Genomic DNA, 26,028 nt, shown 5'->3' with positions numbered 1-26,028 from the left:
ATTCGTATTTTTGAACAACGTAGACCTATGTTGCTCATTTATACCCATAAAATAACACCGCGCTTCAGTTATATCATGAAGCAGCTATTTACTAGAATTTTAGGAATAGAGATAAGTTATACAACCAAGGTAGAGGACTTCATTAAACACTCCGGGGCTAAGATTACGTATACAAAACAACCCCTACAGAATGAGTTTTTTATACGCAGCAACGATTTGCTCTTCGAACAGGGTATCAATGATATCAGTATACAAATGGGTACGTGGGAAGGTGTTCCATGTTTTTTTAACGCGGGGGAGAAGAGTACGATTCCCTTTGATATTTTTTCCGCAAGTTTTTACCTGTTGAGCCGGTATGAAGAGTATCTGCCCCATGTGAAGGATATACATGGTAGATTTCCGCCGACTGAAAGTGTTGCCTATACCAATGGCTTTCTACGAACTCCGGTCGTTGATGTTTGGGCATTTAAACTGCGCGAGAAACTAATCCTCCGTTTTCCGGACCTTGAGTACAAAAAGCGTTCATATCAATATACGTCCATAATAGATGTGACCACTTCACATTGCTATGCCCATCGTGGCTTTGTTCGAAGTACGGCCGGCTTGTTATTAGACTTGGGCTCTTTTAGATTAAGACGGGTTTTTCAACGTATTGGTGTTTGGTTCAACCCCAAAAAAGACCCTTTTAATAATTATACGTATCTGATTGAGCTCCATAAGAAAATACAAGTGAAGAGTATGTTCTTTTTTCAGTTCGCATCGTATTCGACCTATGACAAAAACGTATCGCCGAACAACAATCGATTCCGATTTTTAATCAAGTCGATTGCCGATTACAGCATGGTAGCACTTGCCGCCTCTTACAGTTCTTTCACCAATACAGCACTATTGAAGTCAGAAAAGAAGCGATTGATCTCGGTAGTGAATAGAGATGTTTTGCATTCGAGAATGCGTTACAACCGTGTTGATATCCCTCAAACCTACAGAAATTTGGTAGAAGCCGAATTTTCGGACGATTACACCATGGGGTATACCCATCAAATCGGATTTCGAGCGGGTACTTGCTCCCCCTTTTTCTTTTATGATATCAATTTAGAACTACAACAACCGATTCGTGTTCATCCCTTTGCGGTTCATGATTACGCCATGCTAGACTTTAAAAATGAGGAACATATTTTAGATGAAATTCATTTGTTATATCAAGATGTAAAACGTGTTCAAGGACCATTTATCACCATTTTCTCAAATGAACTCATTGGCGGTGAGCGTCAAGTGGATTGGAAAAAGCTGTACCGGTCCGTCATACATAAATACAATGCTTAAAGAAACGATTACGGATGTTTTTTTTGATTTAGATCACACCCTTTGGGATTTTGAACGAAATTCAGCGCTCACTTTTGAACGCATTTTGCGCGCGAATCAGGTCGGTGTGGATCTTCAAGATTTCCTGAAAGTTTATGTTCCTGCCAATTTGGCTTTTTGGAAACTCTATCGCGAAGAAAGAATTACCAAAGAGGAGCTCCGGTATCAGCGATTAAAAAGTGTTTTTGATGATTTGGGCCATCCAATTACCGACGAGATGATCTATCTCTTGTCCGATGAATACATCAAATACCTTTCTTCATACAATCACCTCTTTCCAAATACCGTTGAGGTACTTGAATATTTAAGACCAAAGTATAGGCTTCACATCATTACGAACGGTTTTCAGGAAATACAGGACAAGAAACTTAGAAATGCCAATATCGAGCACTATTTTGATCAAGTAATCGATTCGGAAATGGCAGGAGTAAAAAAGCCAAACCCGATAATTTTTGAACTCGCTCTAAAGAATGCCGGTACCGTTGCCGAGAGATCTATGATGGTCGGTGATAGCCTTGAAGCGGATATCTTAGGGGCTAGGGCAGTGGGTTTTCATACGATACACTTCAACGGCCATAACGAACCACCTCATGATTTAGGTCGCATGATTCATGATTTACGTGAAATAAAAAGCCTTTTGTAGAGTTATACAATTAGAACCTATTTGGAAACAAAAGATGGGTTTGAAAAGGTTTTTCGATGAGACATGTATTCACATATGTTTTTTTGGCAATTTTAGCTGCTACGGTACTCTTATCATGTGTTGAAGACATCGATACGAACCAATTCGATGATCTTAGTCTTACCCCAACATTGGAAGCCAGTTTGCTATATGTGGAAGCTACCGAACAATTGATCAACCTTGTTGACGGAAATACGGTTTTCAATAACAACTTTAATTTCGATGCCTTTAGCACGGACGTTTTTGCCGAGCGTGTTATTGAGGGAACCATTGTTTATGTCGTCGAAAATACGACCAGTAAAGAGCTGGAGATAACCGTTGAATTCTTGGATGAAAGCGAAACTGTTCTTGATACCGAAGTGTTTTCAGTAGAACCCGCTCCAACAATGGTGCTTCAAAAAGAGATATTTTATGGTCCTGCTGGCCGAAGTATCGATATCATCACAAATCTTTCATCTATTCGGGTAAGTGCTATAAACCGGGGTGATTCCGATAGTACCTCCTCCGCTCCCGAACCAATGGTCACATTGAAATCAAGTGGCAAATTCACCGTCCGCGTAAAATGAGAATTTTCGGCATATTTCTTACGACCATTTTAATGGGGTGTTTGTACGCGCATGGCCAGAACAAACAACTACTGTATGATTTCACCGATATACCGCAATCGCTAATGAGCAATCCGGCTGCTGATGTCGATTTCAAATGGTATAGTGGTTTTCCGGTACTGTCGGGTATTTCCTTTTATGCCGGATCTAGTGGGGTCTCGGCTTTTGATCTTTTTGCCGATGATGGCTTGGATATCAATGCTAAGGTGCGAGATCGACTCCTAAATGGAATGACCATTTCCGATGAACTCAGCGGCAACTACCAGATCGAATTTTTGAATATTGGATGGCGAGGAAAAGACCCTGATTATTTTTATTCCTTAGGGGTATATAATGAAGGGGATGCCATAGGATATTGGTTCAAAGATTATGCGATTTTGGCCTTTGACGGAAATGCCGACACTTTTCGTCGGTTTGATTTGAGTCATCTGAAGACTAGAGGCTCCATTGTAAATGTCTACCATTTTGGAGTACAAAAACGAGCTAGTAAAAAGCTTGTGATAGGAGGAAGGGCAAAAATATATTCTGGAATATTGGATTTCACTTCGACCCGAAATACGGGGTATCTACAAAATACCGAAGGTCAGAACAACTTGATTTCCACTACTCTGGATGCTGATTTGGAAATGCGTACTTCTGGGATAAATGAGATACGGGCGGCCGCATCGGAAGATTTAGGCAGTATCATAACGAAAAGAGCTCTTTTCGGTGGAGATTTGGGCCTTGGTATCGATTTAGGGTTCACCTATTATCTTAATGATCAAACCCTAATAACCGGAAGTCTTTTGGATTTAGGTTTCATTTACCATTCCTCCGATCCAAAAAACTGGACCCTAAAAGGAAATGCGACCAGTGAAGGGGTGCAAATCATACTTCCAGGAGCACTTGTCGATCCTGATGCCGATTTCTACCAGCAGTTGATCGATGACATTGAGGAGCTCGCTCCATTTGAAGAAAACTTGAAGAACTATTTAACCTTCAGGCCTACGAAACTAAATGCTTCCATTAGACATAACTTCGGCAAGCAAATAGAAGATAGAGGTGATTGTGCCTGCGGACCCAATGCAGCACAAAATAGTAGGGCACCGAGGTATGCCAATGCGTTTGGGGGGCAGCTCTACGCGATAAATCGACCCCGGGGCCCTCAAACCGCTTTGAGCGCCTTCTACCTGAGAAGATTTGGCAATGTGGCCGCAGTCAAAGCAACCTATACTGTAGATAAATTTTCCGCTACCAATATCGGCCTTGGTATGAATCTTCAGGCCGGGCCGGTCAATCTTTATTTCATGGCCGATAACCTATTGGGCTATCGCAATCTATTTGACAGCAGGTACGCTTCTTTTCAATTAGGATTAAATATCATATCTTGGGGCAAGAAGTAGGGTAGGTATTAAATAACGTATGACACTGATAAACCACTTTTGGCACGTTTTTTTCATATCCTTTCCTGTAAACCAAAAATGAATTCCTTGATGAAAAATATAGTGCTCTCCATATTTCTTGTAGTAAGTTTTGCAAATGAACTTCAAGCACAACTAAATGATTATAAGTATATAATCGTACCGAAAAAGTTCGAAGGGTTTAAAAATGAAAATCAATATAAGACCAGTACCATTGTCAAACATCTTTTTACCCAGAAAGGATTCAATACCGTTTACGAAGATAAACTTCCCGATGATCTTCAAGCCAATAGGTGTCTAGGGTTACTGGTAGGCCTCGACAATGAATCATCGATGTTCACAACAAAGGCGACCTTGATTTTAAAGGACTGTTCAAATGTGGATATTTTTTCAACAGCTCAAGGAAAAAGTAAAAAAAAGGAATACGAGGCGTCATTTAAGGAGGCAATAACGAATGCTTTTCGCTCCTTTGACGGTATAGGTTATAACTACACTCCAAAGCCAAAAGAGCAGACTGCCGAACCCATTACGGTCAGTTTTAAGAACGATGTGAAAAAGCTGGAAGAGGATACGAATGCGACTAATGGTACTGAGTCTGTTGTTGAAGAAAAGTCAAAAGTAGCGGAAACAACTGTTCAGAAAACGGCTAGACAAGTAGCTACTGCAGAGGAGCAGGTTTTTGAACAGACTGCACCAGAAACTTCTTCCGACTATCGCGTAAAGAATACTTCCGAGGTCACGTCTTCACCGGTAATGAAAAATGATGTCGCCGTACTCTATGCTCAAGAACTGGCAAATGGGTATCAATTAGTGGATAGCACTCCCAAGATTCGAATGAAACTCTTGAAAAGCTCATCTCCCAATGTATATATAGCAGAATCCGGAACCATCAATGGTGTGGTATACACTGAAAATGGCAGGTGGTTTTTTGAGTACTATAATGCCAACGAACTGGTGACCGAGGAACTGAACATCAAGTTTTAAAGTTCATATTTGTCTTTCCATCGATTTTTCAAGAACTCTTTGATGGCTTTTTCCCGATGGTTGCCACCAGGTAGATAAAAAGAGGTGCCGGTTAATGCTTCAGGTAAAAACTCCTCCTCCACGAAGTTATTTTGATAGTTATGGGCGTATTTATATTCCTGACCATACCCTAAGTCTTTCATCAATTTGGTAGGCGCATTTCGCAAAGGTAGCGGTACCGATAGGTCACCCGTTTGTCTAACGCTTTGCTGTGCCTTTCCTATGGCCATGTAACTCGCATTGCTTTTTGGTGATGTCGCTAAATAAATGGCACACTGGCTCAAAATGATTCTCGCTTCAGGATAGCCTATGGTCGTAACACTTTGAAAAGCCGCATTGGCTAATACCAAAGCTGTCGGATTCGCCAGCCCAATATCTTCGGATGCGGAAATTAGCATTCTTCGTGCGATAAACTTGACATCCTCTCCACCTTCGATCATACGGGCTAACCAATACACGGCGCCATTAGGGTCGCTGCCTCGTATAGATTTTATGAAGGCTGAAATAATATCATAATGCTGCTCTCCTGTTTTATCGTAGAGCACGGTGTTTTTTTGCACTTTGCCCATAACCAGTGCATCTGTGATGACAATAGCATCTGTCTCTTCCGAGTTCACCACTAGTTCAAAGATATTGAGCAGTTTACGACCATCGCCCCCGGAGAGGCGTAGAAGTGCTTCCGTCTCTTTAAGCTTTATTTTTTTCTTTTGTAACTGCACATCTTTTTTGATGGCGTTCTCAAGCAAGGTCTCCAAATCTTCCTTCCCGAAAGCATTCAAAATGTAAACTTGACATCTTGATAGCAAGGCCGGTATGACCTCAAAACTTGGGTTTTCCGTGGTAGCCCCTATCAGGGTGACCCAACCTTTTTCAACCGCTCCTAAAAGTGAGTCTTGCTGTGATTTGCTAAAGCGATGAATTTCATCAATGAACAGAATAGGGTTTTTGGCCGTAAAAAGTCCACCGCTCTGTTTCGCTTTATCAATGACTTCCCTAATATCCTTGACCCCACTATTGATGGCACTCAAGGTATAAAAGGGGCGACCGCTTTCCGAGGCTATAATATTGGCCAACGTCGTTTTTCCCGTTCCTGGTGGCCCCCAAAGAATCAATGAGGGTATCGTTCCCCTCCTTATTTGATGGGTCAAAGAACCCTTTTCGCCCACCAAATGGTTTTGACTTATATATTCCTCCAAATTTTTTGGGCGTACTCGTTCTGCCAGTGGTTCGTTCATAGTATAAATGTAAATAAAGTTCTCATTACATCACTTTTAAACTAACTTTAGCCTTCTTTTTGAGAACTTTCGCCGATTATTTAATGACATTTTTTCAGGAAAACGCCAAGCGGCCGACTTATTGCTTACTTTGAACAATGGTTGAGCAGAATTATTTTAGATTTTCCAATTCAGTCGTGGTCGCCCCTTTGCTAGCGATTATAACGATATGGTCGGTCTATTGGATAGAGCTTCGTTTTCAAATGAATTGGAACGATTACGGGGTTTACCCCAGAACTGTTCAGGGAATCAGGGGAATTCTCTTTAGTCCTTTTATACATGCGTCGCTTGAGCACTTGTATAATAATACCATTCCTTTGGCCGTTTTGATGGCCTCTCTTTTTTATTTTTACAGAAATATAGCCGCACGTACGTTGCTATTAGGGATTTTTTTTTCAGGACTTCTCACATGGGTTATCGGCAGACCCTCTTACCATATTGGGGCTAGCGGAGTCATCTATTTTTTAGCAAGTTTTATCTTCTTCAAAGGAATGATCACCAGGTATTATCGGCTTGTGGCGTTATCATTGATGGTCGTTTTTATTTACGGAAGTTTGTTGTGGTACATTTTCCCCATAAAAGAAGGTATCTCTTGGGAGGGGCATCTGGGTGGTTTTCTCACGGGACTGGCATTGGCCTATATACTGAAGGCACCTGTACCGTCTTCGAAGAAATTCGCTTGGGAGCATGAAGACTATAATGAGGAAGAGGATGAATTTCTGAGACATTTCGATGAGCACGGAAACTTCATTGAGACCCCTAAAGAGCTTGAGGAAGAACCTATTCGGTACACCTATCAATACAAGGAAGATACTGAGGAGTAAGGCTTGATTTATGGTTCAATGCGCTGACGTACGGTCTCATATAAGAAGACCGCACATGCGACAGAGACATTCAACGATTCAATCTCCCCGAGCAAAGGCAGTTTGGCCGTTTCGTCGGCCGCTTTCAAAATGGATGGTGATATACCGCGATCTTCCGAACCCATAACAATTGCTGTAGGTTCCTTAAAGGAAATCTCATAAATGGTATTTTGGGTCTTTTCGGTAGCCGCTACCACTTGAATACCAGATGCCTGAAGGTAGAAAACGGCATCTTTGATATGATCTACCTTTGCAATCGGCACTTTAAATGCGGCCCCGGCCGATGTTTTAATGGTATCCGCGGTAACTGGCGCGGCCCCCTTTTTCTGAATGATAATGCCATCGACTCCGGTGCACTCCGCCGTTCGAATTATAGCTCCGAAATTACGTACATCCGATAACTGATCTAATAAAAGGAACAGTGGTGTTTTCTCGCTTTTCAATGCATTTTCGACCAAATCTTCCATAGAATGGAAAGAGATAGGTGAGATATTGGCGACAACACCTTGATGGTTATTTTTGGTCAGGCGATTGAGCTTTTCAGCTGGTACATAAGAAGTACTGATTTGATTTCTTCTAAGCGTACTTTCCAACTCTTTGATCAGCTCCCCTTTTAAGCCCCTTTGAACAAAAACCTTATCGATGTGTTCTTTATCATTGATCGCTTCTATTACGGCACGTATACCGTAAATTTGAGTGGTTTTTTGCATAGGGCAAAGGTAACCAAATCGATCGAAGGGGTGGTGAGGGAAAATAGAATCTAATACCGATGATTTAAAATTGGAAATTTACTCGCCTAATTTTAACAAGTGCTTACCAGTCGGTTTGGCAACCTGGTGCCCTTACTTTTCGTTTAAAAATTCCACAACCTTGAAAAGGCCATATTCATTACTGATTTTGACCTTGTTCTCTTTTATGGATTCGGCAGTACGTTCTTTTTTATCATAGGGTAAAGATTTGAGCAGTTTTCTTTTGCTTAATTCAAGTTCAATAATTCTATTGACGCCTTTGATTTCAAGATAGTACTCATAAAATTTACTGAAACGTGCAGGAATCGGTTTTGAAAGCGAATTTGGTGGTTTTTGGCCGGTAGTGTATTTGATGGTTGTTCTTTTATCAAGAGAATACTTTCCGTTTCGGAGTTTGGTCAAATACCCATTTTGAGTGAGATTCTTTTTGTCGATAAAAGTTTTGAATGTCATTTCATTCCCATTCGAAGATATCAGACGGATTTTCTTATCACGAAGTAATGGTCGCATAGGTGCTCCGGGAAGGTTTATCTTGGAAATTTCAATTTCTTCGTGGTACGGGTTGTAGCGATATAAAACATTACCTTCAAAATCGATACCATAGAATACTTTACCAGGTGAAAGCTTGTCTGAAGTAAAGGCGTAACCTTATAGACCATAGTCCCTTTTTTCGAAATTTTATTCATCTCTATCGGCGATAAGTCCCAACAAGTATCCGACTTGCCCATCTACGCCCGAATTCGACGCGTATTGGGTCATTGTTATTTGACTACCTGTCTGCGCCGGAGAGAAATTGATACTACAGACGAAATAATAGTTTTATTGATTTGTTTCATGGGGGAATATTTGTGTTTAGACCGTAAGACTTCTATGCTTATGGAACAACAGTCCACCTTGTCATAAAAAGCTATAATTCAGATAGTTTTGGTTCGTATGGGAATACAGAACGTAAGAAATTAAAAATTAGCACAGTAAAGTCTTACAGTTTTTAAATGCCAAGATTATTTATAATCTCAGCATTTTTTTCGACATGGTACCCCCGCCAAAAAAAACCTTTGCCTTTGAAGCGCCATACTACTTTACCTTCTTCGGTTACCTCCCAGTAACCACGATCTCCCTCTGTAATCAGCCGATTTCCATTTGGTAGTTTAATCGCGCCAGAAACTTTGGGTGAGAATAGAGTATCATTCGTGAAACTCCATAGAACTAAGGGTTCATTATCCGAATTCGGTCGAAGATCAAAGGAGGTAGGGAGTTGTAGTTCATAGACCGTAGACTTACCCGCTTCGAAACCATTGGAGAAAATCAACATTTTCCCCTCGTCTTCCCCGGTCAGCAAGTTAGGGTAGTGATTGTGGTCAAAACGAACAGGTCCTGTTTGGTTATTATATGCCCTAGGATTGCCAAAACGATAAATGAGATCCCCTCCTTTACCATAGTTTCCTCCCTCGTTAGAGGCAGCCTCTTCTTTTGTGGTGCTGTGGTCTATCACCCATACTTCACTAAAAAAGTTCGCACTAAGATAAATAATGTCACGATTGGCATCATATGAGATACCATTTGCGTGCATAATATCGCCTTTCTCATCTGTAATATAGTTCACATTGATTCGTTGGGGATTTTCTCCTATGGTCCCAAAATTGGCTTTGGTTTCATCATGGGCTTGAACGAGGTGATCCCAGGCGTGCCATTCCCAAACAATTTCATTCGACTTGGGGTCCACCTCCAATATTCCATCAGGAAAAACATCCACTTCCAAGGTGTATCCATTGGCTATTGACTCATCAGCAGTTTTCCGCTCCCATATTTGGAAGATGATATTTCCATTCGGTAAGAGTTCGGCGTCGTGATGGGCAATATAATCCTCTGAGGAATAATCATAACTCCATTCTACGGTGCCATCACTTTGCAGTAGTTGAATGAGTCCCCCAAAACCTCCAATTTTGATAGTAGGTTCTTCAGCCTCCAACATGGCCAAGATTCTTCCGTCAGGCAGCAATTGCACATCATTACCTAGGCGTTTGGCGTTGAGTTCGAGGTCAAATAGTTTTTTAGACCTTTTGTCCATGATATAGACACTATTATTTGCCGCGTCGTTTACAAGCACGTAATTGTCATCGACCTTGGCTTCGTCGAAGAACTCCGATATGCCTAAATCGGTTTCTATTACAGTATCCGGATTTTCCAAGTCATTCGTGTTCACAACCTCTTCCTCCTCCTCAACAACCTCTTCATCTTTCATTGAAGGTTCTGGCTCTGTCACAGGGTCATCGTCAGCACAAGACAGACATGTTAATAAGACTAGGCCAATAACAATAAGGGAATATTTTATAGGTTGTAGCATTCGATCAAAATTTGTGTGGCTGTATGGGTCCTACAACAGGCTAAAGTATATTAACTATGTCGTAAAAAGATGCATTTCAATACAGCAAATTTATTAAAAACCAAAAAAACTGTTTACCCATGATTAGGTAAACAGTTTTTTGAAAAGGACATTGAATTAGTGATTATTGATTCAGAAATTCAAAAAATTTGATCATGTCCGATTCTTCCTTAAGGTTAAGGTCGTTATCCTTAAGAAATTGTTTTGCGGACTCTTTTTCGGATGCATCCACCAGTTTTAAGAGTTTTCCTTTTTTGGACAATACTTCATCCATTCGAGACACTCCTTTTTTCTGCATATAAAATTCGGTGAACTTTGTGAATCGTGCCGGTATAGCTTTTACAAAAGAGTTTTGCGATGCGGTCGCTGCCGTGTACTTTACATGTATTCTTTTGAAAAGGTCATATTTATCGCCGTTCACCAATTCAGTCAAGTAACCATTGGTGGTTCTGTTCTTGGAAGTAACAAAGGTCTTAAAGCTCATTTTTTTGCCATTTGGACGAATATTAAGTTCCTTATCCCTAGCTAAACTTCGAATAGTTTCTCCTTCAACATTGGCTTTCATGATTTCAATCTCTTCATTTAAGGCATTGTATCTGAAAAAGATGTTTCCAACCTTCTCATCTTTATAGTAAAGAGGCGTAGGAGAGAAGGTATTCGAAGTATAGGGCGACCCTTGAATATTGTCATCGTCCAAAATGTCTTTTTCAGAATACTTTTCCCCAATGGATCCAGCAGTGTAGTTATACATGGCATCGGTAACACCACCGTCACCTCGTGTGCTATTGTACGTGGCCAGTTGACCAGTAGTTTGCCCACTCATAGCAAGGGCGGAAAAGAAAGTAAATGCAAGTAAAAAGGACTTTTTCATGTCGTAAAAATATTTTGTTGCAGCAAGATAATTAATTTATAGGAGCCCTACCAAATATTGGCCATTTTAACCGCATTTTTAGACAAAACGTTGAAAAAAAGGTCTCAATACCTCAATTCGATAATTTTTGATACCCTAAAATTCAATCGTGGATAATTACAGGGAAGGCGTCTTATAAGACAAATCACCACAAGACCTAAATCAATCTATTATAAATAGAGGAAAACTCACGGAACCTAAGAACAGGGGAAATGAAGCCAGCGTTTTTTTGACAAGTAGGCTTTGCCTAACCAAAAAAACTGTTTCCCAGCGTGCTAGGAAACAGTTTTTATACTTTAAGGGAAATTATACTGGACTACTTGTTCAAAAATGTGAATAACTTAGTCATATCCGCCTCAGTTTTGAGGTTGAGATCATTCTCTTTGATGAATTGCTTTGCTGCCTCTTTGTTATCCGCATCAAGCAGATTTAAAAACTTGCTCTTTTTGGGAAGAATCTGGTCGATTCGATTCGCGCCTTCCTTTTGAACGTAAAATTCAACGTACTTGGTAAACCTTGCAGGAACGGCTTTTTCAAAGGTATTCTTAGGTGCTTTCGCCTCAGAGAATTTAACGTGTATTCTTTTGTAGAGATCATAAGTATTACCATTGACAAGTTCAGTCAGGTAACCGTTGACAGTTCTATCGGAAGCAGTGATAAAGGTTTTGAAACTCATTTTTTTGCCGTTAGGGCGAATATTGAGCTCTTTGTCTTTTGCCAGTCCTCTAATTGTTTCGCCCTCTACCTGGGTTTTCATGATTTCAACTTCCTCGTTCAAGGCGTTATATCGGTAGAAAACATTTCCAACAACATCATCTTTGTAATATAATGGGGTAGGGGAAAAAGAATTGGAAAGATATGGTGACCCTTGAATATATTGGTCGTTCACTAAAGAACTTTCGGTGTACTTCTCTGATAAATCCCCGTCTGCGTAATTCAGTAATGCGTCCGTGACTCCGCCATCGGCACTGAAGGAATTATAGGTTGCCATTTGGCCGGATGTTTGGGCATTTAGCGTTACCATGCCCAATGCTGCTATAAATAGGAATGCAATCTTTCTCATATTATGATTTTTAAAGTTTTTACCTTCTTTTAATTTAACACTTTTTTATTCTAGAATGCTGAATTTAACGTTTTTTTAAGATTTTAAAACGATTAAGTGAGACTGGAGCGCGAAGGAAATCCAACAATTTTCCATTTCATGACTTCTCTAAATTCTAGGAAATAGGTTCAATTTTCCTTTTCGAAGAACAAGATTTTCCCATTGTTTTGAGAGGCCATTAGCATCGTCGACTCTTGCGTTGACAATACCATGAGGTCTTTGATGTTGCCATTCATTGACAATCCGGATTCTTTCTGAGAAACCGCGTGATAGCCATCTTTACCATTTGAGATTAGAACCAAGCCTGAAAAAGCATCTAGTCTTGGTGTTTCGACTTCGGTCTCGTAGATATTTCCACCTAAAATGACATCTTCGAATCCATCATGATCAATGTCGATGAAAGTGCTCTTTAAAACGGGGAATAATTGGGCAAGCTCTGGCAAATACGTATAATCAAACGTTCCATTGCCTTTATTTATAAGCAAGACAGACTTAAATTCGTTTGCTTCGGCTTCGTAACCCGTTTCTAACTTGTCACCGTAGATATCCTCTATATTGGCATTGGCAAAATCGGAATAGGTCTCGAATTTTTGTTGTATGAATGGCATTTGCTGTGAGGAGCATTCCAAACCTCTTACCGGTACGTATGCGCCCTGATATTGTTTGCTTAGTACAATGTCTGGCGTGCCATTTTCATCAAAATCATTGGCAAATACTTTGAAAGGCTTTTTTTGACTGGCGTCGAATTTGATGTTGCTGCCTACATTTCCAATGATATAATCAGGTAGACCGTCATTATTGATGTCGGTTTCGCCAACGGAGAACCACCAGCCTCTCAATGCAGCTAAAGGTGCATTCGCATCGGCAAGACTTTCAAAAACTCCATTATTGTTCTTAAAAAGCCCGATTCCTGTCCATTCGCCCACCACAATTAAATCTTCCCAACCGTCATTATCAAAATCTGTACGAATCACTTTATTCACGACCCCGAACTCTTGAAGACCGGGAGCTGCTTTTGCGGTGACGTCTATTAAAGTACCCGCTTTGTTCTCATAAATGACCGACGTAGCAGGATACGGATAAGCTTGGGGTATCGTACGGTTTCCAATGATAAGATCTTGGTCCCCATCCTTGTCGAAATCGAGCGAAGTAACCGTTTTTCCACTTTTTGGGTAAGTTTCCAACACTTCAATCGTTTGTTTTTCTAACCTTCCCTTTCCATCATTTAAATATAATCTATCAGCGTATAAAGAGGAATATTGCGGAAACTCATTTCCTCCACTTACTACATATAGATCTTGGTCACCGTCATTGTCCCAATCAAAAATATGCGACTCCATATCCTCATAATTCCTGTCGTCAGAGAGTGATTTTTGTGATTTTTGCGTGAAGGTACCGTTGCGATTTTGTAGATATACCGCTCCGGTTTGACCTGACGCGCCTCCAACGTAAAAATCGATCAGTCCATCCCCGTTCAAATCCCCCTGAGAAAAAAACGGTCCAAGGCTCGATTGTTTGTAGGGCAGTAGGACCTCTTTTTCAAAATCGTCATACGGATTTTCTCGATGTTTAAAAGCTACACCCAATGATGTTGCGCTTTTTTCTGTAAAAATGGACTTGGTCTTTGAATCGGACTTAAGAATGTCTTTGGCATCCTTTTCCAAAAAGGTAATGGTGGTGTTTGCGCCAACGTTATAACGCTGTTCCGACTTTCCGTTTGGCCAAGAAACGGTTATGGTATCAATAACGGAGACATCCTTAAGTCCGAAATGGGCAATGTTTTGCTGCGATGACCTGTATCCACGTACCCTTCTGGTTTCAATTAGTTGTTGTGTCTTGTTGTAGGCAATCTTCACTTTTGCAAACGACTCTGATAGGCTACCTTTGGTTTGGACTTTTAAGTAGTTGCCACCTTGGACTTCCATCGTCATATTTTTATAGAGAAAACAATTCTCATCAAGATTGTTGACGACCAAATCTAAATCTCCATCGTTATCAAAATCTCCGGTAGCGCAGCCATTGCTGAATGAGAAATCATTCAGTCCCCACTCCCTTGCATTTTCTTTAAAGTTCGTGAGACCTTTATTTTCAAAAAGTATGTTCGGTAGTTTCTCCGAAGGTATTTCGTTATAAAGTTGTTTTTTTATTTCCAAGGGGACGTTATTCCGATATTTCATCTTGGTATTGAAGACTTTCTTTTGCAGATCATTGTCGAGGGCGTAGCGACGGTATCCGTTTGTGATGTAGACATCCTTATCTTGGTCATGATCAAAGTCGTTCATTAATACGGACCAGCTCCAATCCGTATTGGCCATTTTAGTGGCCTGTGAGATATTTGAAAATGTATTTAATCCGGTGTTCAACTGTAGGGAATTATACATGTACTGATGATGAAATCCGGCTTTGTTTACCAAATAATCAAAACGTTTCGTATTCATCGAAGCCATTAAGGTTTTGGATCGTACATGGTCATTTGCGGCCATATCCAAAACAAAAATGTCCTGCAATCCATCGTTGTTGATGTCGGCGATATCCATTCCCATACCGTAAAACGAAATATGTTTGGTGTATTCTTTAATACCATCTGAAAAAGTACCATCTCGATTATTGATAAACAGGGCATCTGGAATATAATAGTCACTTGCGATGTAGAAATCAAGCCATCCGTCGTTATTGATATCCGAAACGGAAAGGCCCAAACCGAAAATAGGACGTTGAATGCCTGATGCCCGTGTTTGATCTACAAACTTTCCATTATCGTTTCTATAGAAATGCGGTGAATTAAAATATTGATTCTCTTGACTTGAATCGACAAGTCTATATAAATTGATGGGGTCAACGCCATAGAGTTCGTTTTCGTTCATTACGATGCAGTCCAAATCACCATCTTTGTCATAATCGAAAAACGCAGACTGGGTGCTGATGCCCATATCGGATAATCCGAGGTCTTCCGCACTTTCTTTAAAAGTTTCATTTTTCTGATTGATAAAGAGCAGGTTTTTTCGCTCTTCCCTAGATTTAGGTCCGCCTTGGGACACATAGATATCCATCCAGCCATCGTTGTTTATATCGACAAATGTCACACCGTTTGACCAATTTTTACCGCTATTGATTAATGCCTTTTCCGAAATATCTTCAAAGACAAAATCACCCCGGTTGATGAACAGTTTATTTGGTACTTGGTTGCCGCAGAAGAAAATATCCAGTAAGCCATCATTATTGATATCCTCAACACCCACGCCAGCACCATTATAGAAGTAATCGTAATTAAAGAGGTTCTCGTTAGTGGCAATATTCTCTTGCAAATTGTTTTGAAAGAATAAGTGAGAAGACTGTGCCTCTATTTTTTGAAAGATAGAGGGTTGTTCCGGTGAGTTTTCCAAACCTGTTTTTTCCGGTTTCTGTTTCTGCTCACAGTTAAATACGATAAAAGCGATACATACAACCAAGAATCGATTGAAGCAAAATAGGCTATGGAATAGTTGTTTTCTTAACATCTGCGTGCAAAAAATGAACAAAACCAATTTTAATAAATTAACGACAATTAGTTATAAAATAAAAGGCCCAAATGAAAATTTGGGCCTTTAGTATTTATTAGATAAACTATTTATAAATCAAGTGGAAGACAGAAATCAAAAAGAGTTCCAATCACTGGATTCGGGCCATCTTCTAGCACGACCATACCATTTGCAGATGTTACAGTATAGGTGTTTTCTTCATCAAAATCACCACTAACATAAACGATTTGAATTGCGGCAGCGCCATCGGGTACATCAAATTCAAAGGTTGTTGTCGATCCGTCAGGGTGAGCATAGCTTGTAGTTTCACCATCAATGGTCACATCTAAAGATGCCCCGTTCCAAGAGTCACCATAGGAATCATTCTGAACAATTGTCCATGTTCCAGGTGTCGGTGCAATTGGAGGGCAAACAACAGTTGCGTTATAAAGGAACGGTGACGAAAAGAACGACCCGGTTATCGTACCTGAATTCTGTGCATTGGTAAAGGATCTGCCATCGGTAAGATTCAATACGAATCGGATGCCAAAACTATCACCACCCTCGATATCTGAATCAGCAACGCCAAGCGCGCTCTGCATCGTTTCCGCAGTAATCGTATAGGTGTATCTTGGCAAGCCAAACTCATCTTTAGCAAAAGAATCGGCAGCAATGGTTTCGTGCTGTATTTCAGCTTTACTTGTGTCAGTAGCTCCATCCGTATTATCGGAGAAGCTGAGATATACATCCACTGAAGAAAGCAAATCACCACTTTGTTGATCCTGCTCTTGTATTACTACCTCAAAAAACTCCCCATCGACTATACCGCCATCGACGGTATTAATGGCCAATTCTTCTGATACTATATCCAATCCTCTTAAAATAGCACCTCTAGTGACGTCTGCTTGAATCTCGTCAAAAACTTGATCGGCATCGGCACAAGCTGAAACTAAAGTGACAATTCCTGCCAGTGCAATTGCGATTCGTGTATTAAAATATCTTTTCATGTTCTTATTTTTTTAGTTAGCTGCTGGAAATGCAGGTCCTGCTGGGTTGGTATCCCAGAATACCTGCGTTGACAAATCTGTTCTTTGCGTCAAACTTGGGTTGTTGATTACCTCGTTTTCAGGAAGCAAGAACGTACGTGGGAACGATCCCGGATCTGGCTCCCAGTTTGGTGCTAGCGTAGTTGGGAATCCTGTTTTTCTATAATAATTGTAGGATTCTGTAGCTCCTCCATAAAGGGTTACCCAAAATTGCTCGGCAAAGATATTTTCTTTGTCATCACCGGTGGCGGCATTGTAACTGTCAATAACACCATCAATGAAATCTGTAACGGCATCTTCGTCCGGTTCAGTAGATAGATCAGCACCGCCATCCAAAGAACCAAAGCTCTGAACTTTCGCAATAGATTTCTCCATACCTGCACGTAAGAATGCGGCTTTTTCAGTATCACTAGTGGCCATAGCACCTCTCCAAAAATCAACATAGGAAGCTAACATCAATGGCTCAATACCGGCACCACCACCACCTACACCAAGACCAACAACACCAAATGCACTGTCGTCGAACTTACCAGCTGCGGGATAAACACCTGGAGCTGCGGTTAAGAAGTTATCTGGTGGGCCACCTTCATCATTACCATGAGATCTACCCCAGTACCCTTCAGGAACCGAACAGTAAATAAAACCATCATAGTGTGGAGGAGGAACTACAAATGAACAAACCAAAGTTTCTTCATTAGGATCGGCATCCGCACCAGGGGTGGCATCTTGTTGACGATAGAAGTAGTAGAATCTTCTTGGATCATCATTTACAAGCATTTGGTTCATCAACCAGTTTGAACGATACTCTTCATTGTTACCAGAAGGAGTGTATCCATCGATGTAGTCTGGGTGCCTGTTATCAGGCTGCAAGGCACTTGTTCCATATTGAAATTGGAAATCATCTTCCGTATCCGAAATGAAATTGTCACCTGCAATGACAGCATCGAATGCTGCTGTATTTCCAGTTAAGAAATAGGTGCGGAGTTTCAAGGTATTGATCAGTTTTACCCATTTTGCGGTATCTTCATCGTAAAATAAATCCGTAGCACCTACGGGGTCGGGATCTGCAGCTAAAAGCGCTTCTGCCTCATCCAATAAAGCAAGCGCACCAGCATATACGTCAGCACCACTATCCAAAACTGGAGCAGGAAACTCAGTCGCATTACCTGCTTGCGAAAAGGCAGCCCCTCCTAAGAAATCAACCAATTGAAATAAAGAGTGAGCGTAAAGTGTTTTCGCAACCCCTTCATGAAAAGAGTAATCCGTCTCGGACGCTGCATTTATCGACTCAATAGCTTGTAGGTTGGTCAATATACCAACCGTAGAAGTAATCTCTCCTGCCAAGTTGGTACCAGAACTATATACTCTCGACCAAACACCGTTCAAGGTATTACCTGGTAAACCTGCAAAGTAATCACGGTTATTAAAGTATCCGATACGCGTCAAGTCATCTGCGTTATCGTGTAAAATCTGCTGGTTAGAACCATAGGCCAATTGAATGGAATTTAACAGCAGGTTAGGGTCAGCCTGATCGGCTGCCAGGTCATTGGGACTTATCTGCAAGTCCAAATCCGTAGTTTCACAGGCAGTAAACGCCAAGCCTGCGAAAAGGAAAATCGAAAAAAGTTTTATATAATTTCTCATAGTTATCTAAATCATTAACAATTATTATTAGAACGAAGCTCTGATGCTAAATCCATATCTTCTAGAACTAGGTCCATTGATAAAGTCGAAACCTCGACCGTTACCAATACCAACACCAGCTACGTTAGGGTCGAAGTTCGCTCCATCAGGTGTATTGTACGCATCATACCAAAGGTTAAAACCTTGTGCGGTAATAGTAAGCGATCCAAAAGGTGTTTTCTCTAACGCTTTGGCAGGGAAAGAGTACCCTAATGAAAGTTCCTGTAAACGAACAACGGATGCATCATAAATTCGAGTTTCTGTTGGTCCAAATAAGAGATTGGTAAAGAAATAAGTTGAGTTGTTAAGCTGTGTCGTATTTGGGTTGCCATCAGCAGTTACACCTGGAAGAATATAGGTATTCTCACGATCCTGTGTTTCTACGATCAAACCACGACCTAATAAGGTTGCGACGGTACTTGAAAGCATGTCACCACCTTTTGTATGGTTGATTTGGAAGCCTAGCGTCCAGTTTTTATACCTCAAGGTATTGATGAAGTTCATCGTATAATCAGGAATCGCATCACCAACGATGGGAACATTACCGTCCGCATCTTGACTGGCAACTACATAGTTACCGGCTGCATTAACAACGAAGTTTCCATTGTCATCACGTTGAATGGCAGTACCTACGATTGAACCAAGGGATTCCCCTTCGATTGCGGCATTCGAACCTCTGAAGAGTGCTCCGTTAACGGCAGGTGATAAAGAACCGGCATAGGCAATGAAATCTTGCTCTTGCTCCGTAACAATTTCCTCATTAGCAAAGAAATTGACTCTTGAATTCCAAGAGAAGTTTTCCCCCTTAAAGAAATCGATTCCTAAATCAGCTTCATAACCCGTATTTTGAATCTCACCAATATTACTCTGTGTTCTGGTGAAACCAGTTGATGGAGGTAATGGCTCATCAACGATCAGGTCATTGGTCGTTCTCTTGAAATAAGTGAAATCAAGGGAAACACGATTCTTCAAGAACTTCGATTCAAAACCGAATTCCAATTCTTCCAAAAGTTCTGGTTTCAAATCTGGATTAGCCTTTGCTCTATCTATCTGATTCGTAGTTACCGGATTTCCACTAAAACCATCCGTAAATCGAATGATATTTTGTTCAACTACGTTAATCGTTGGATATCCAACAGGGAAGGTAGCAGAAGTACCATAACTAGCACGGAGCTTTAAGAAGTTCAATCCGTTTTCCGACTTAATAGCGTTAAAAGCATTGGTTGGAAGGAAAGACAAACTAACCCCCGGATACGTCTTACTATTGTTTTCAGTTGCCAAGTTTGATACCCAATCCGTACGGGCCGAAACATTCAAGAAAAGATAATCGTCATAATCTAATGTTGCTTGTCCTAGAAGACCAACGATATTCCTTTTTCTTGTGAACTGTATCGAAGATTGGTTTTCATAGTTAAAGTGTCTCTTAATACCAAAAACGATTTGTCCTGAACTGGCAACACCTTGTTGGTCAAATAAATCCTGACGTGATGTGGCACCGGCTACAAAAGACAATCCTAATTTTTCAGAGATGTCGTAGTTACCGTTGAGTGATAAGAAGTGATCCCAAATAGTATTGTTGTTATCATAAGTATCATAGAACCCAAACACTGCATCAGCAAAGCGAATACCTCCTTTGTTCGATCCATTGACATTACGTTCATTGTAGAAATCCAATCCACTTCGCCAGTTCAAGCTAAGATTTTCATTGATTTCATAAGCCAAGGCCAAATTCCAGTTGAATCTGTTTGTTAGCTGTTGATACGTTACATTCTTAGCAGTCCATCGCGGGTTGATGATATCGTTACCATTACGATAGTAGATACTACCACCAGTTATTGGATCTTCGAAGGGAAGGCCCATCAAATCAACACTACGAGGCGTAAAGAGAATGTTACCATAAACAGAAAGACCATCCGTACCATTACCCCTACTCGATGCGATTGGAGGTGTGCGGTAATCAGTTCTGGCGTAGTTCATTGTACCAGTGACCGTAAACTTATTGGTCAACTGTGAACGTCCACCTAAAGAGACATTGGCTCTGTTTAAGGAGTTGCCTGGGGTAAACCCAACATCATTCAAGTAACCAACATTCGCATTGAAAGTGGTTTTACCATCTTCAGTAGCACCTGAAATGTTAATGTTCGTATTGGACACGTGACCCGGACTTAAGAACTCTTCTACAGAATCATAGGGTCTCCATTCATAACGTTGATTGGCGAATTGCAGTGCCAATGGGCTAGTACCGGTATTTGGTCCATCAGGATTCAAGAACGCGGAATTAGCATAAGGGTGCAATAAAGTGCCATTGTCATCGATGGCAGGCTGTCTTCCCCAACCGGAAACACCATCTCTGTCGAAACTTGGTCCCCAGTTACTGAAGAACCATCCGAAAGACTGGTCGAAACCGTTACCGTATTGATCTTGGTAATCAGGAAGTGAAGCATACTCATTAGCGAAATACGACTGTGTCACTGTGATTTCGGTTTTCTTCGGACCTGAAGTGGCGGCACCTGCTTTCGTAGTAACCAAGATTACACCATTCTTACCTTGAGTACCATATAGGGTGGCCGCTGCCAAACCTTTAAGAACTTCAACACTAGCGATGTTATTCGGGTCAAGGTCTAAGAAACGAGAACCTGCTGTGGCTCCGTTTACAAAGTTTCCGTCTTCTCCATTTACTCCCGCGTTCGTATCGTTACTAAAGGGGATACCATCAACGATGAACAAAGCTTGGTTACTACCGCTAAAGGAACTTAGACCTCTAATGGTAACACTGGTACCGGAACCGGAAGCTCCACCTGCAGCAGTAATCTGCACACCAGAAGCTTTTCCTGAAAGAACACGGGCAACATCACCTTCTGTTCTTCCTTGAAGTTCATCTTCACCAACCGAGGAAACTGCGAAACCTAACGCTTTCTTCTCTCTTTTGATACCTTGGGCAGTAACAACAACCTCCTCAAGAGCTTGTGCATCTTCCTGCATTTGTACGTTAATGGTATTACCAGCCCCGATTGTTTCTCTTACATCTCTTTGGCCGATATAGCTGAAAAGAAGAGATTGACCTTCACTCCCGTTTATGGAGTAATTTCCGTCAAAATCGGTTTGAGTACCATTAGTAGTACCTTCGACTACGATATTAACACCGGGAAGGGGTAGGCCGTCTTGGTCCGTAACCGTACCGGTAATCGTCTTGTCCTGTGCAAATGATAAATGCACAACAAACGCCAACAATAGCGTTAAGATTCCATTTAGTTTTGTTCTCATTTTTTAATTATTTGAATTAGCTAAGCGCAAAAATCATAATTTCATGTTAATAATCCAAACTAATATTAATAAAACTTTAAGGTTGGTTTTCTTTTTTGAAGGTTACATATAAAACAATTACTCGCGTTACCGTAATGATATATAACAAGGGCTAATTTTCAGGATTCGTTAATTGCTCCTGTTTTTTTAACAGTTTTCTGGCGCTTTGTCCGAAAATGGGATTTTCACTTCCAAACGATATTTGAAACTAAGGTTTTAGTGTTCTTGTTAAGGCTATTTTGGATAAGGGCTTTTTTAGGGAAGTGTTTTCTCTAAGCTACTACTAAAATCATCATTACCGATTTTCAGCTCAATCCTCACTTGAAATTGTATTCCGTTTTATAGGGGTGAATTGTATGACGGGTCTTGATTCGACCATCCTGGTTGAAATGTACGCTCGCGAGTGTTCTGTTCCTTAGGGAATGATGTGTCGTTCTGAAATTATAGATTGGCAGGCAGGGTGTGTTGCCTGTGATGTTGTCTTTCTCAAAGTGTCTTGCCGACAATATGTAAGGCCTAAGAGGTTTATTTTAGGTGCGTCAGCAGAACTTTCATGAACAATAGTGAAAATTTAATGTCATACGATTTGAATTATTATGAAATAGTATTACATTTGCCAGCCCTTAAACAGGGGGTAATATTTTATACATATATAATATAGTATGCCAACAATTTCACAATTAGTACGAAAAGGAAGAGTCACAATTACTAAGAAGAGTAAATCGGCTGCTTTGGATTCGTGTCCTCAAAGAAGAGGGGTATGTACCCGTGTTTACACGACTACACCTAAGAAACCTAATTCAGCTATGCGCAAAGTGGCTAGGGTAAGGTTGACCAATGGTAAGGAAGTGAATGCTTACATTCCCGGAGAAGGACATAACCTCCAAGAGCACTCGATAGTATTAGTAAGAGGTGGAAGGGTGAAAGATTTGCCAGGAGTTAGGTATCATATTGTTCGGGGTGCTTTGGACACCGCAGGTGTTGCAGGCCGAACCCAACGGAGATCTAAGTACGGTGCAAAACGCCCAAAGAAGTAATGATAAATAAGGTTGCGCGTTAGGGGTTGAAATGTGGTGTAATTTCAGGGCCATTGAAATCTAAAGCCTAAAACCTTAAACTATTTAAGAAATGAGAAAAAAACAGGCAAAAAAAAGACCGCTTTTACCGGATCCACGATTTAACGATCAATTGGTTACGAGGTTCGTCAACATGATGATGTGGGATGGAAAGAAATCGGTTGCTTTCAAAGTGTTTTACGATGCTATGGATATCGTAGAGGAGAAAAAGACAGACGAAGAAAAAACGTCACTTGAACTTTGGAAAGATGCGCTTTCCAATGTAATGCCCCATGTTGAGGTAAGAAGTAGAAGAGTCGGTGGAGCCACTTTTCAAATTCCAATGCAAATTCGACCAGACCGTAAGATTTCAACGGCCATGAAATGGTTGATCAGCTATGCGCGCAAGCGAAATGAAAAAGGGATGTCCCAAAAATTAGCTGCCGAAGTTTTGGCTGCTGCCAAAGAAGAAGGTGCTGCTGTTAAGAAAAGAGTGGATACCCATAAAATGGCTGAAGCAAATAAAGCATTCTCACACTTTAGATTTTAATCGAAAATGGCAAGAGATTTAAAATATACAAGAAATATAGGTATTGCGGCGCATATTGACGCTGGAAAAACCACTACTACCGAGCGTATCCTTTTTTATACCGGTGTCAGTCATAAAATCGGTGAAGTGCACGATGGTGCAGCCACAATGGATTGGATGGAGCAAGAGCAAGAGCGAGGAATTACGATTACCTCTGCCGCTACTACTTGTGAGTGGCAATTCCCAACAGAGAATGGGAAGCCAACTGACGATGCAAAAGGATATCACTTTAATATAATCGACACCCCTGGTCACGTGGATTTTACCGTGGAGGTGAACCGTTCATTGCGTGTACTCGATGGATTGGTCTTCTTGTTCAGTGCCGTTGATGGTGTTGAGCCTCAGTCGGAGACCAACTGGAGGTTGGCTGATAACTATAAGGTGCCCCGTATCGGTTTTGTGAATAAAATGGACCGTCAGGGTTCAAATTTCCTTATGGTCTGTAATCAGGTCAAGGAAATGTTGGGTTCCAATGCGGTGCCAATTGTTTTGCCAATCGGTGATGAGGCTGATTTTAAGGGTATTGTCGATTTGGCAAAGAACCGAGCTATCGTCTGGCATGAAGATAACTTCGGGTCAACTTTCGATGTCATCGCAATTCCTGAAGAAATGAAGGACGAGGTTAAGGAGTATAGAGCTGCTTTGATCGAGGCCGTTGCCGAATACGATGAGGAATTGATGGAGAAATTCTTCGAAGATGAAGATTCTATTACGGAAGAAGAGGTTCATGCCGCGCTTCGTGCAGCGGTAATGGATAGGGCGATCATACCTATGATCTGTGGATCTTCCTTTAAGAATAAAGGTGTTCAATTTTTATTAGATGCCGTATGTAGATATTTGCCATCTCCGATCGATAAGGATGCCATTGTAGGTACTGATCCTGATACTGGAGAGGAGATTAGCAGAAAACCTGACGTAAAAGAGCCTTTTTCGGCATTGGCTTTTAAAATAGCTACAGATCCTTTTGTTGGGCGTTTGGCATTCTTTAGAACCTATTCAGGTCGTCTTGATGCAGGGTCTTATATATTGAATAACCGATCAGGTAAGAAAGAGCGTATTTCACGTATTTATCAGATGCACTCTAATAAGCAAAATGCTATCGATTATATTGAGGCTGGTGATATTGGAGCGGCTGTTGGTTTTAAGGATATTAAGACTGGGGATACCATGTCCTCTGAAAAACATCCTATCGTTCTTGAGAGTATGGACTTTCCGGATCCTGTAATTGGTATTGCCGTGGAGCCTAAGACAAAAGCGGATGTGGATAAATTGGGTATGTCTTTGGCAAAACTGGCTGAAGAAGATCCTACATTCCAGGTGAAGACGGATGAGGCTTCCGGTCAGACGATTATTTCCGGTATGGGTGAGTTGCACTTAGATATTATCGTTGATCGATTACGACGCGAATTCAAGGTCGAGGTCAATCAAGGGCAACCTCAAGTAGAGTATAAAGAGGCGATTACACAAACTGCGGACCATAGGGAGATCTATAAAAAACAGTCCGGTGGTCGAGGTAAATTTGCGGATATCGTGTTTACTATGGAGCCAGCGGCCGAAGGCGAGTCTGGGCTTGAGTTTGTAAACGTAATCAAAGGGGGTAACATTCCTAGGGAATTCATTCCGTCTGTTGAGAAAGGTTTCAAGGAAGCTATGAAAAACGGTCCTTTGGCCGGATTTGAAATGGATAGTATGAAGGTGACGCTTAAGGATGGTTCGTTTCACGCTGTGGATTCGGATTCGCTATCCTTTGAGTTGGCCGCGAAAATGGGGTACAAAGCTGCTGCTAAGGCCGCACGTGCCGTTTTGATGGAGCCTATAATGAAGATTGAGGTGCTGACCCCTGAAGAAAATATGGGAGATATTGTTGGTGATTTGAACAGAAGACGTGGTACTATTAGTGATATGAGCGATAGGGCTGGGTCGAAAGTGGTCAAAGGTACCGTGCCGCTATCGGAAATGTTCGGTTATGTAACTTCATTAAGAACATTGTCATCAGGTCGAGCTACCTCTACCATGGAGTTTTCGCACTATGCAGAAACACCATCGAATATTGCAGAAGAAGTAATTAAAGCAGCAAAAGGCGTAACCGCTTAAATTTTAGAAGATGAGTCAGAAAATCAGAATAAAGCTAAAATCTTACGATCATAATTTGGTTGATAAATCGGCCGAAAAAATCGTAAAAACGGTGAAAACGACTGGTGCTGTGGTAACTGGGCCAATTCCGTTGCCAACTCACAAGAAGATATTTACGGTGCTACGTTCGCCGCATGTCAACAAAAAATCAAGAGAGCAGTTCCAGTTAAGTTCGTATAAGAGACTATTGGATATCTACAGCTCGTCATCAAAAACGATTGATGCGCTGATGAAGTTGGAGTTGCCAAGTGGTGTTGAGGTAGAGATCAAGGTGTAATCCAAAATTCTGGATTCAGAATTTTGAATTAAAAACATGTCCTGAGCTGCGAGCGAAGGAAAAACGGAAAAACGAGATTCAGGGTCGTAATT

General features: G+C 41.0%; 20 protein-coding genes. 10 read left to right on the top strand and 10 right to left on the bottom strand.

Translation table 11 applies throughout. The features are described from left to right. Positions 1 to 27 precede the first annotated feature (27 nt). The 5 genes from ACKWCA_RS00400 to ACKWCA_RS00380 all read left to right on the top strand — a co-directional run bounded on the left by ACKWCA_RS00400 (position 28) and on the right by ACKWCA_RS00380 (position 5,033). Positions 28 to 1,323, top strand: coding sequence for a polysaccharide deacetylase family protein (locus tag ACKWCA_RS00400; RefSeq protein WP_413976157.1), 1,296 nt, complete (start codon positions 28 to 30; stop codon positions 1,321 to 1,323). Then, entirely contained in the window at positions 1,316 to 2,005 is a 690-nt protein-coding gene (locus ACKWCA_RS00395) for a YjjG family noncanonical pyrimidine nucleotidase (protein ID WP_413976156.1), read from the top strand. Before ACKWCA_RS00400 ends, ACKWCA_RS00395 begins: the two co-directional genes overlap by 8 nt. A 56-nt stretch (positions 2,006 to 2,061) precedes the next feature. Beyond that, positions 2,062 to 2,610 carry a hypothetical protein gene (locus ACKWCA_RS00390; protein ID WP_413976155.1) on the top strand — a complete coding sequence of 183 codons (549 nt, stop codon included), beginning with the start codon at positions 2,062 to 2,064 and terminating at the stop codon, positions 2,608 to 2,610. 32 nt (positions 2,611 to 2,642) lie between these two features. Then, on the top strand, positions 2,643 to 4,031 hold the full coding sequence (locus ACKWCA_RS00385; RefSeq protein WP_413976154.1) for a DUF5723 family protein: 1,389 nt from the start codon (positions 2,643 to 2,645) through the stop codon (positions 4,029 to 4,031). Positions 4,032 to 4,121: 90 nt separating this feature from the next. Beyond that, positions 4,122 to 5,033 (top strand): hypothetical protein, encoded by a 912-nt coding sequence (locus ACKWCA_RS00380; RefSeq protein WP_413976153.1) that lies wholly within the window; start codon positions 4,122 to 4,124, stop codon positions 5,031 to 5,033. Here ACKWCA_RS00380 and ACKWCA_RS00375 read toward each other — a convergent pair. After that, positions 5,030 to 6,307 carry a replication-associated recombination protein A gene (locus tag ACKWCA_RS00375; RefSeq protein ID WP_413976152.1) on the bottom strand — a complete coding sequence of 426 codons (1,278 nt, stop codon included), beginning with the start codon at positions 6,305 to 6,307 and terminating at the stop codon, positions 5,030 to 5,032. The two genes, ACKWCA_RS00380 and ACKWCA_RS00375, sit on opposite strands and share 4 nt — an antisense overlap. A gap of 137 nt (positions 6,308 to 6,444) precedes the next feature. Here ACKWCA_RS00375 and ACKWCA_RS00370 point away from each other — a divergent pair, with 137 nt between their 5' ends. After that, entirely contained in the window at positions 6,445 to 7,170 is a 726-nt protein-coding gene (locus tag ACKWCA_RS00370) for a rhomboid family intramembrane serine protease (RefSeq protein WP_413976151.1), read from the top strand. Positions 7,171 to 7,178: 8 nt separating this feature from the next. On the opposite strand, the gene rlmB is transcribed toward ACKWCA_RS00370, so the two are convergent. From rlmB to ACKWCA_RS00325, 9 genes are all read right to left on the bottom strand, one after another. Next, complete coding sequence (gene rlmB / locus ACKWCA_RS00365) at positions 7,179 to 7,919, bottom strand: 23S rRNA (guanosine(2251)-2'-O)-methyltransferase RlmB (RefSeq protein ID WP_413976150.1); 741 nt, start codon at positions 7,917 to 7,919, stop codon at positions 7,179 to 7,181. A 132-nt stretch (positions 7,920 to 8,051) separates the two neighbouring features. Continuing rightward, positions 8,052 to 8,411: a hypothetical protein gene (locus ACKWCA_RS00360; RefSeq protein WP_413976149.1), complete on the bottom strand. Its 360-nt coding sequence runs from the start codon at positions 8,409 to 8,411 to the stop codon at positions 8,052 to 8,054. 535 nt (positions 8,412 to 8,946) lie between these two features. Beyond that, complete coding sequence (locus ACKWCA_RS00355; protein ID WP_413976148.1) at positions 8,947 to 10,302, bottom strand: aryl-sulfate sulfotransferase; 1,356 nt, start codon at positions 10,300 to 10,302, stop codon at positions 8,947 to 8,949. A 163-nt stretch (positions 10,303 to 10,465) separates the two neighbouring features. Beyond that, positions 10,466 to 11,212 carry a hypothetical protein gene (locus ACKWCA_RS00350; RefSeq protein WP_413976147.1) on the bottom strand — a complete coding sequence of 249 codons (747 nt, stop codon included), beginning with the start codon at positions 11,210 to 11,212 and terminating at the stop codon, positions 10,466 to 10,468. A gap of 355 nt (positions 11,213 to 11,567) precedes the next feature. Further along, positions 11,568 to 12,314: a hypothetical protein gene (locus ACKWCA_RS00345; protein ID WP_413976146.1), complete on the bottom strand. Its 747-nt coding sequence runs from the start codon at positions 12,312 to 12,314 to the stop codon at positions 11,568 to 11,570. Between the two features lie 167 nt (positions 12,315 to 12,481). Continuing rightward, positions 12,482 to 15,850: a VCBS repeat-containing protein gene (locus ACKWCA_RS00340; protein WP_413976145.1), complete on the bottom strand. Its 3,369-nt coding sequence runs from the start codon at positions 15,848 to 15,850 to the stop codon at positions 12,482 to 12,484. 110 nt (positions 15,851 to 15,960) lie between these two features. After that, entirely contained in the window at positions 15,961 to 16,857 is an 897-nt protein-coding gene (locus ACKWCA_RS00335) for a hypothetical protein (RefSeq protein WP_413976144.1), read from the bottom strand. Between the two features lie 12 nt (positions 16,858 to 16,869). Next, positions 16,870 to 18,540, bottom strand: coding sequence for a SusD/RagB family nutrient-binding outer membrane lipoprotein (locus tag ACKWCA_RS00330; protein WP_413976143.1), 1,671 nt, complete (start codon positions 18,538 to 18,540; stop codon positions 16,870 to 16,872). A 27-nt stretch (positions 18,541 to 18,567) separates the two neighbouring features. Then, a complete protein-coding gene (locus tag ACKWCA_RS00325) occupies positions 18,568 to 21,843 on the bottom strand; it encodes a SusC/RagA family TonB-linked outer membrane protein (protein WP_413976142.1) in 3,276 nt (1,091 codons plus the stop codon). Between the two features lie 701 nt (positions 21,844 to 22,544). Between ACKWCA_RS00325 and rpsL the strand changes: the two genes are divergently transcribed. The 4 genes from rpsL (at position 22,545) to rpsJ (ending at position 25,936) form a co-directional block, all read left to right on the top strand. Then, complete coding sequence (gene rpsL, locus ACKWCA_RS00320; RefSeq protein WP_031445118.1) at positions 22,545 to 22,919, top strand: 30S ribosomal protein S12; 375 nt, start codon at positions 22,545 to 22,547, stop codon at positions 22,917 to 22,919. 91 nt (positions 22,920 to 23,010) lie between these two features. Beyond that, complete coding sequence (gene rpsG, locus ACKWCA_RS00315) at positions 23,011 to 23,487, top strand: 30S ribosomal protein S7 (protein ID WP_413976141.1); 477 nt, start codon at positions 23,011 to 23,013, stop codon at positions 23,485 to 23,487. Between the two features lie 6 nt (positions 23,488 to 23,493). Then, positions 23,494 to 25,620, top strand: a complete 2,127-nt coding sequence (gene fusA / locus ACKWCA_RS00310; RefSeq protein ID WP_413976140.1) for an elongation factor G — start codon at positions 23,494 to 23,496, stop codon at positions 25,618 to 25,620. Between the two features lie 10 nt (positions 25,621 to 25,630). Further along, positions 25,631 to 25,936 (top strand): 30S ribosomal protein S10, encoded by a 306-nt coding sequence (gene rpsJ, locus ACKWCA_RS00305; RefSeq protein ID WP_007094989.1) that lies wholly within the window; start codon positions 25,631 to 25,633, stop codon positions 25,934 to 25,936. Positions 25,937 to 26,028 lie beyond the last annotated feature (92 nt).

Origin of the sequence: Maribacter corallii, assembly GCF_047345415.1 — a bacterium.
Classification (GTDB): domain Bacteria; phylum Bacteroidota; class Bacteroidia; order Flavobacteriales; family Flavobacteriaceae; genus Maribacter_C.
Note: the sequence above shows the minus strand (reverse complement) of the source record. Positions and strands in the feature narration are given on the sequence as shown.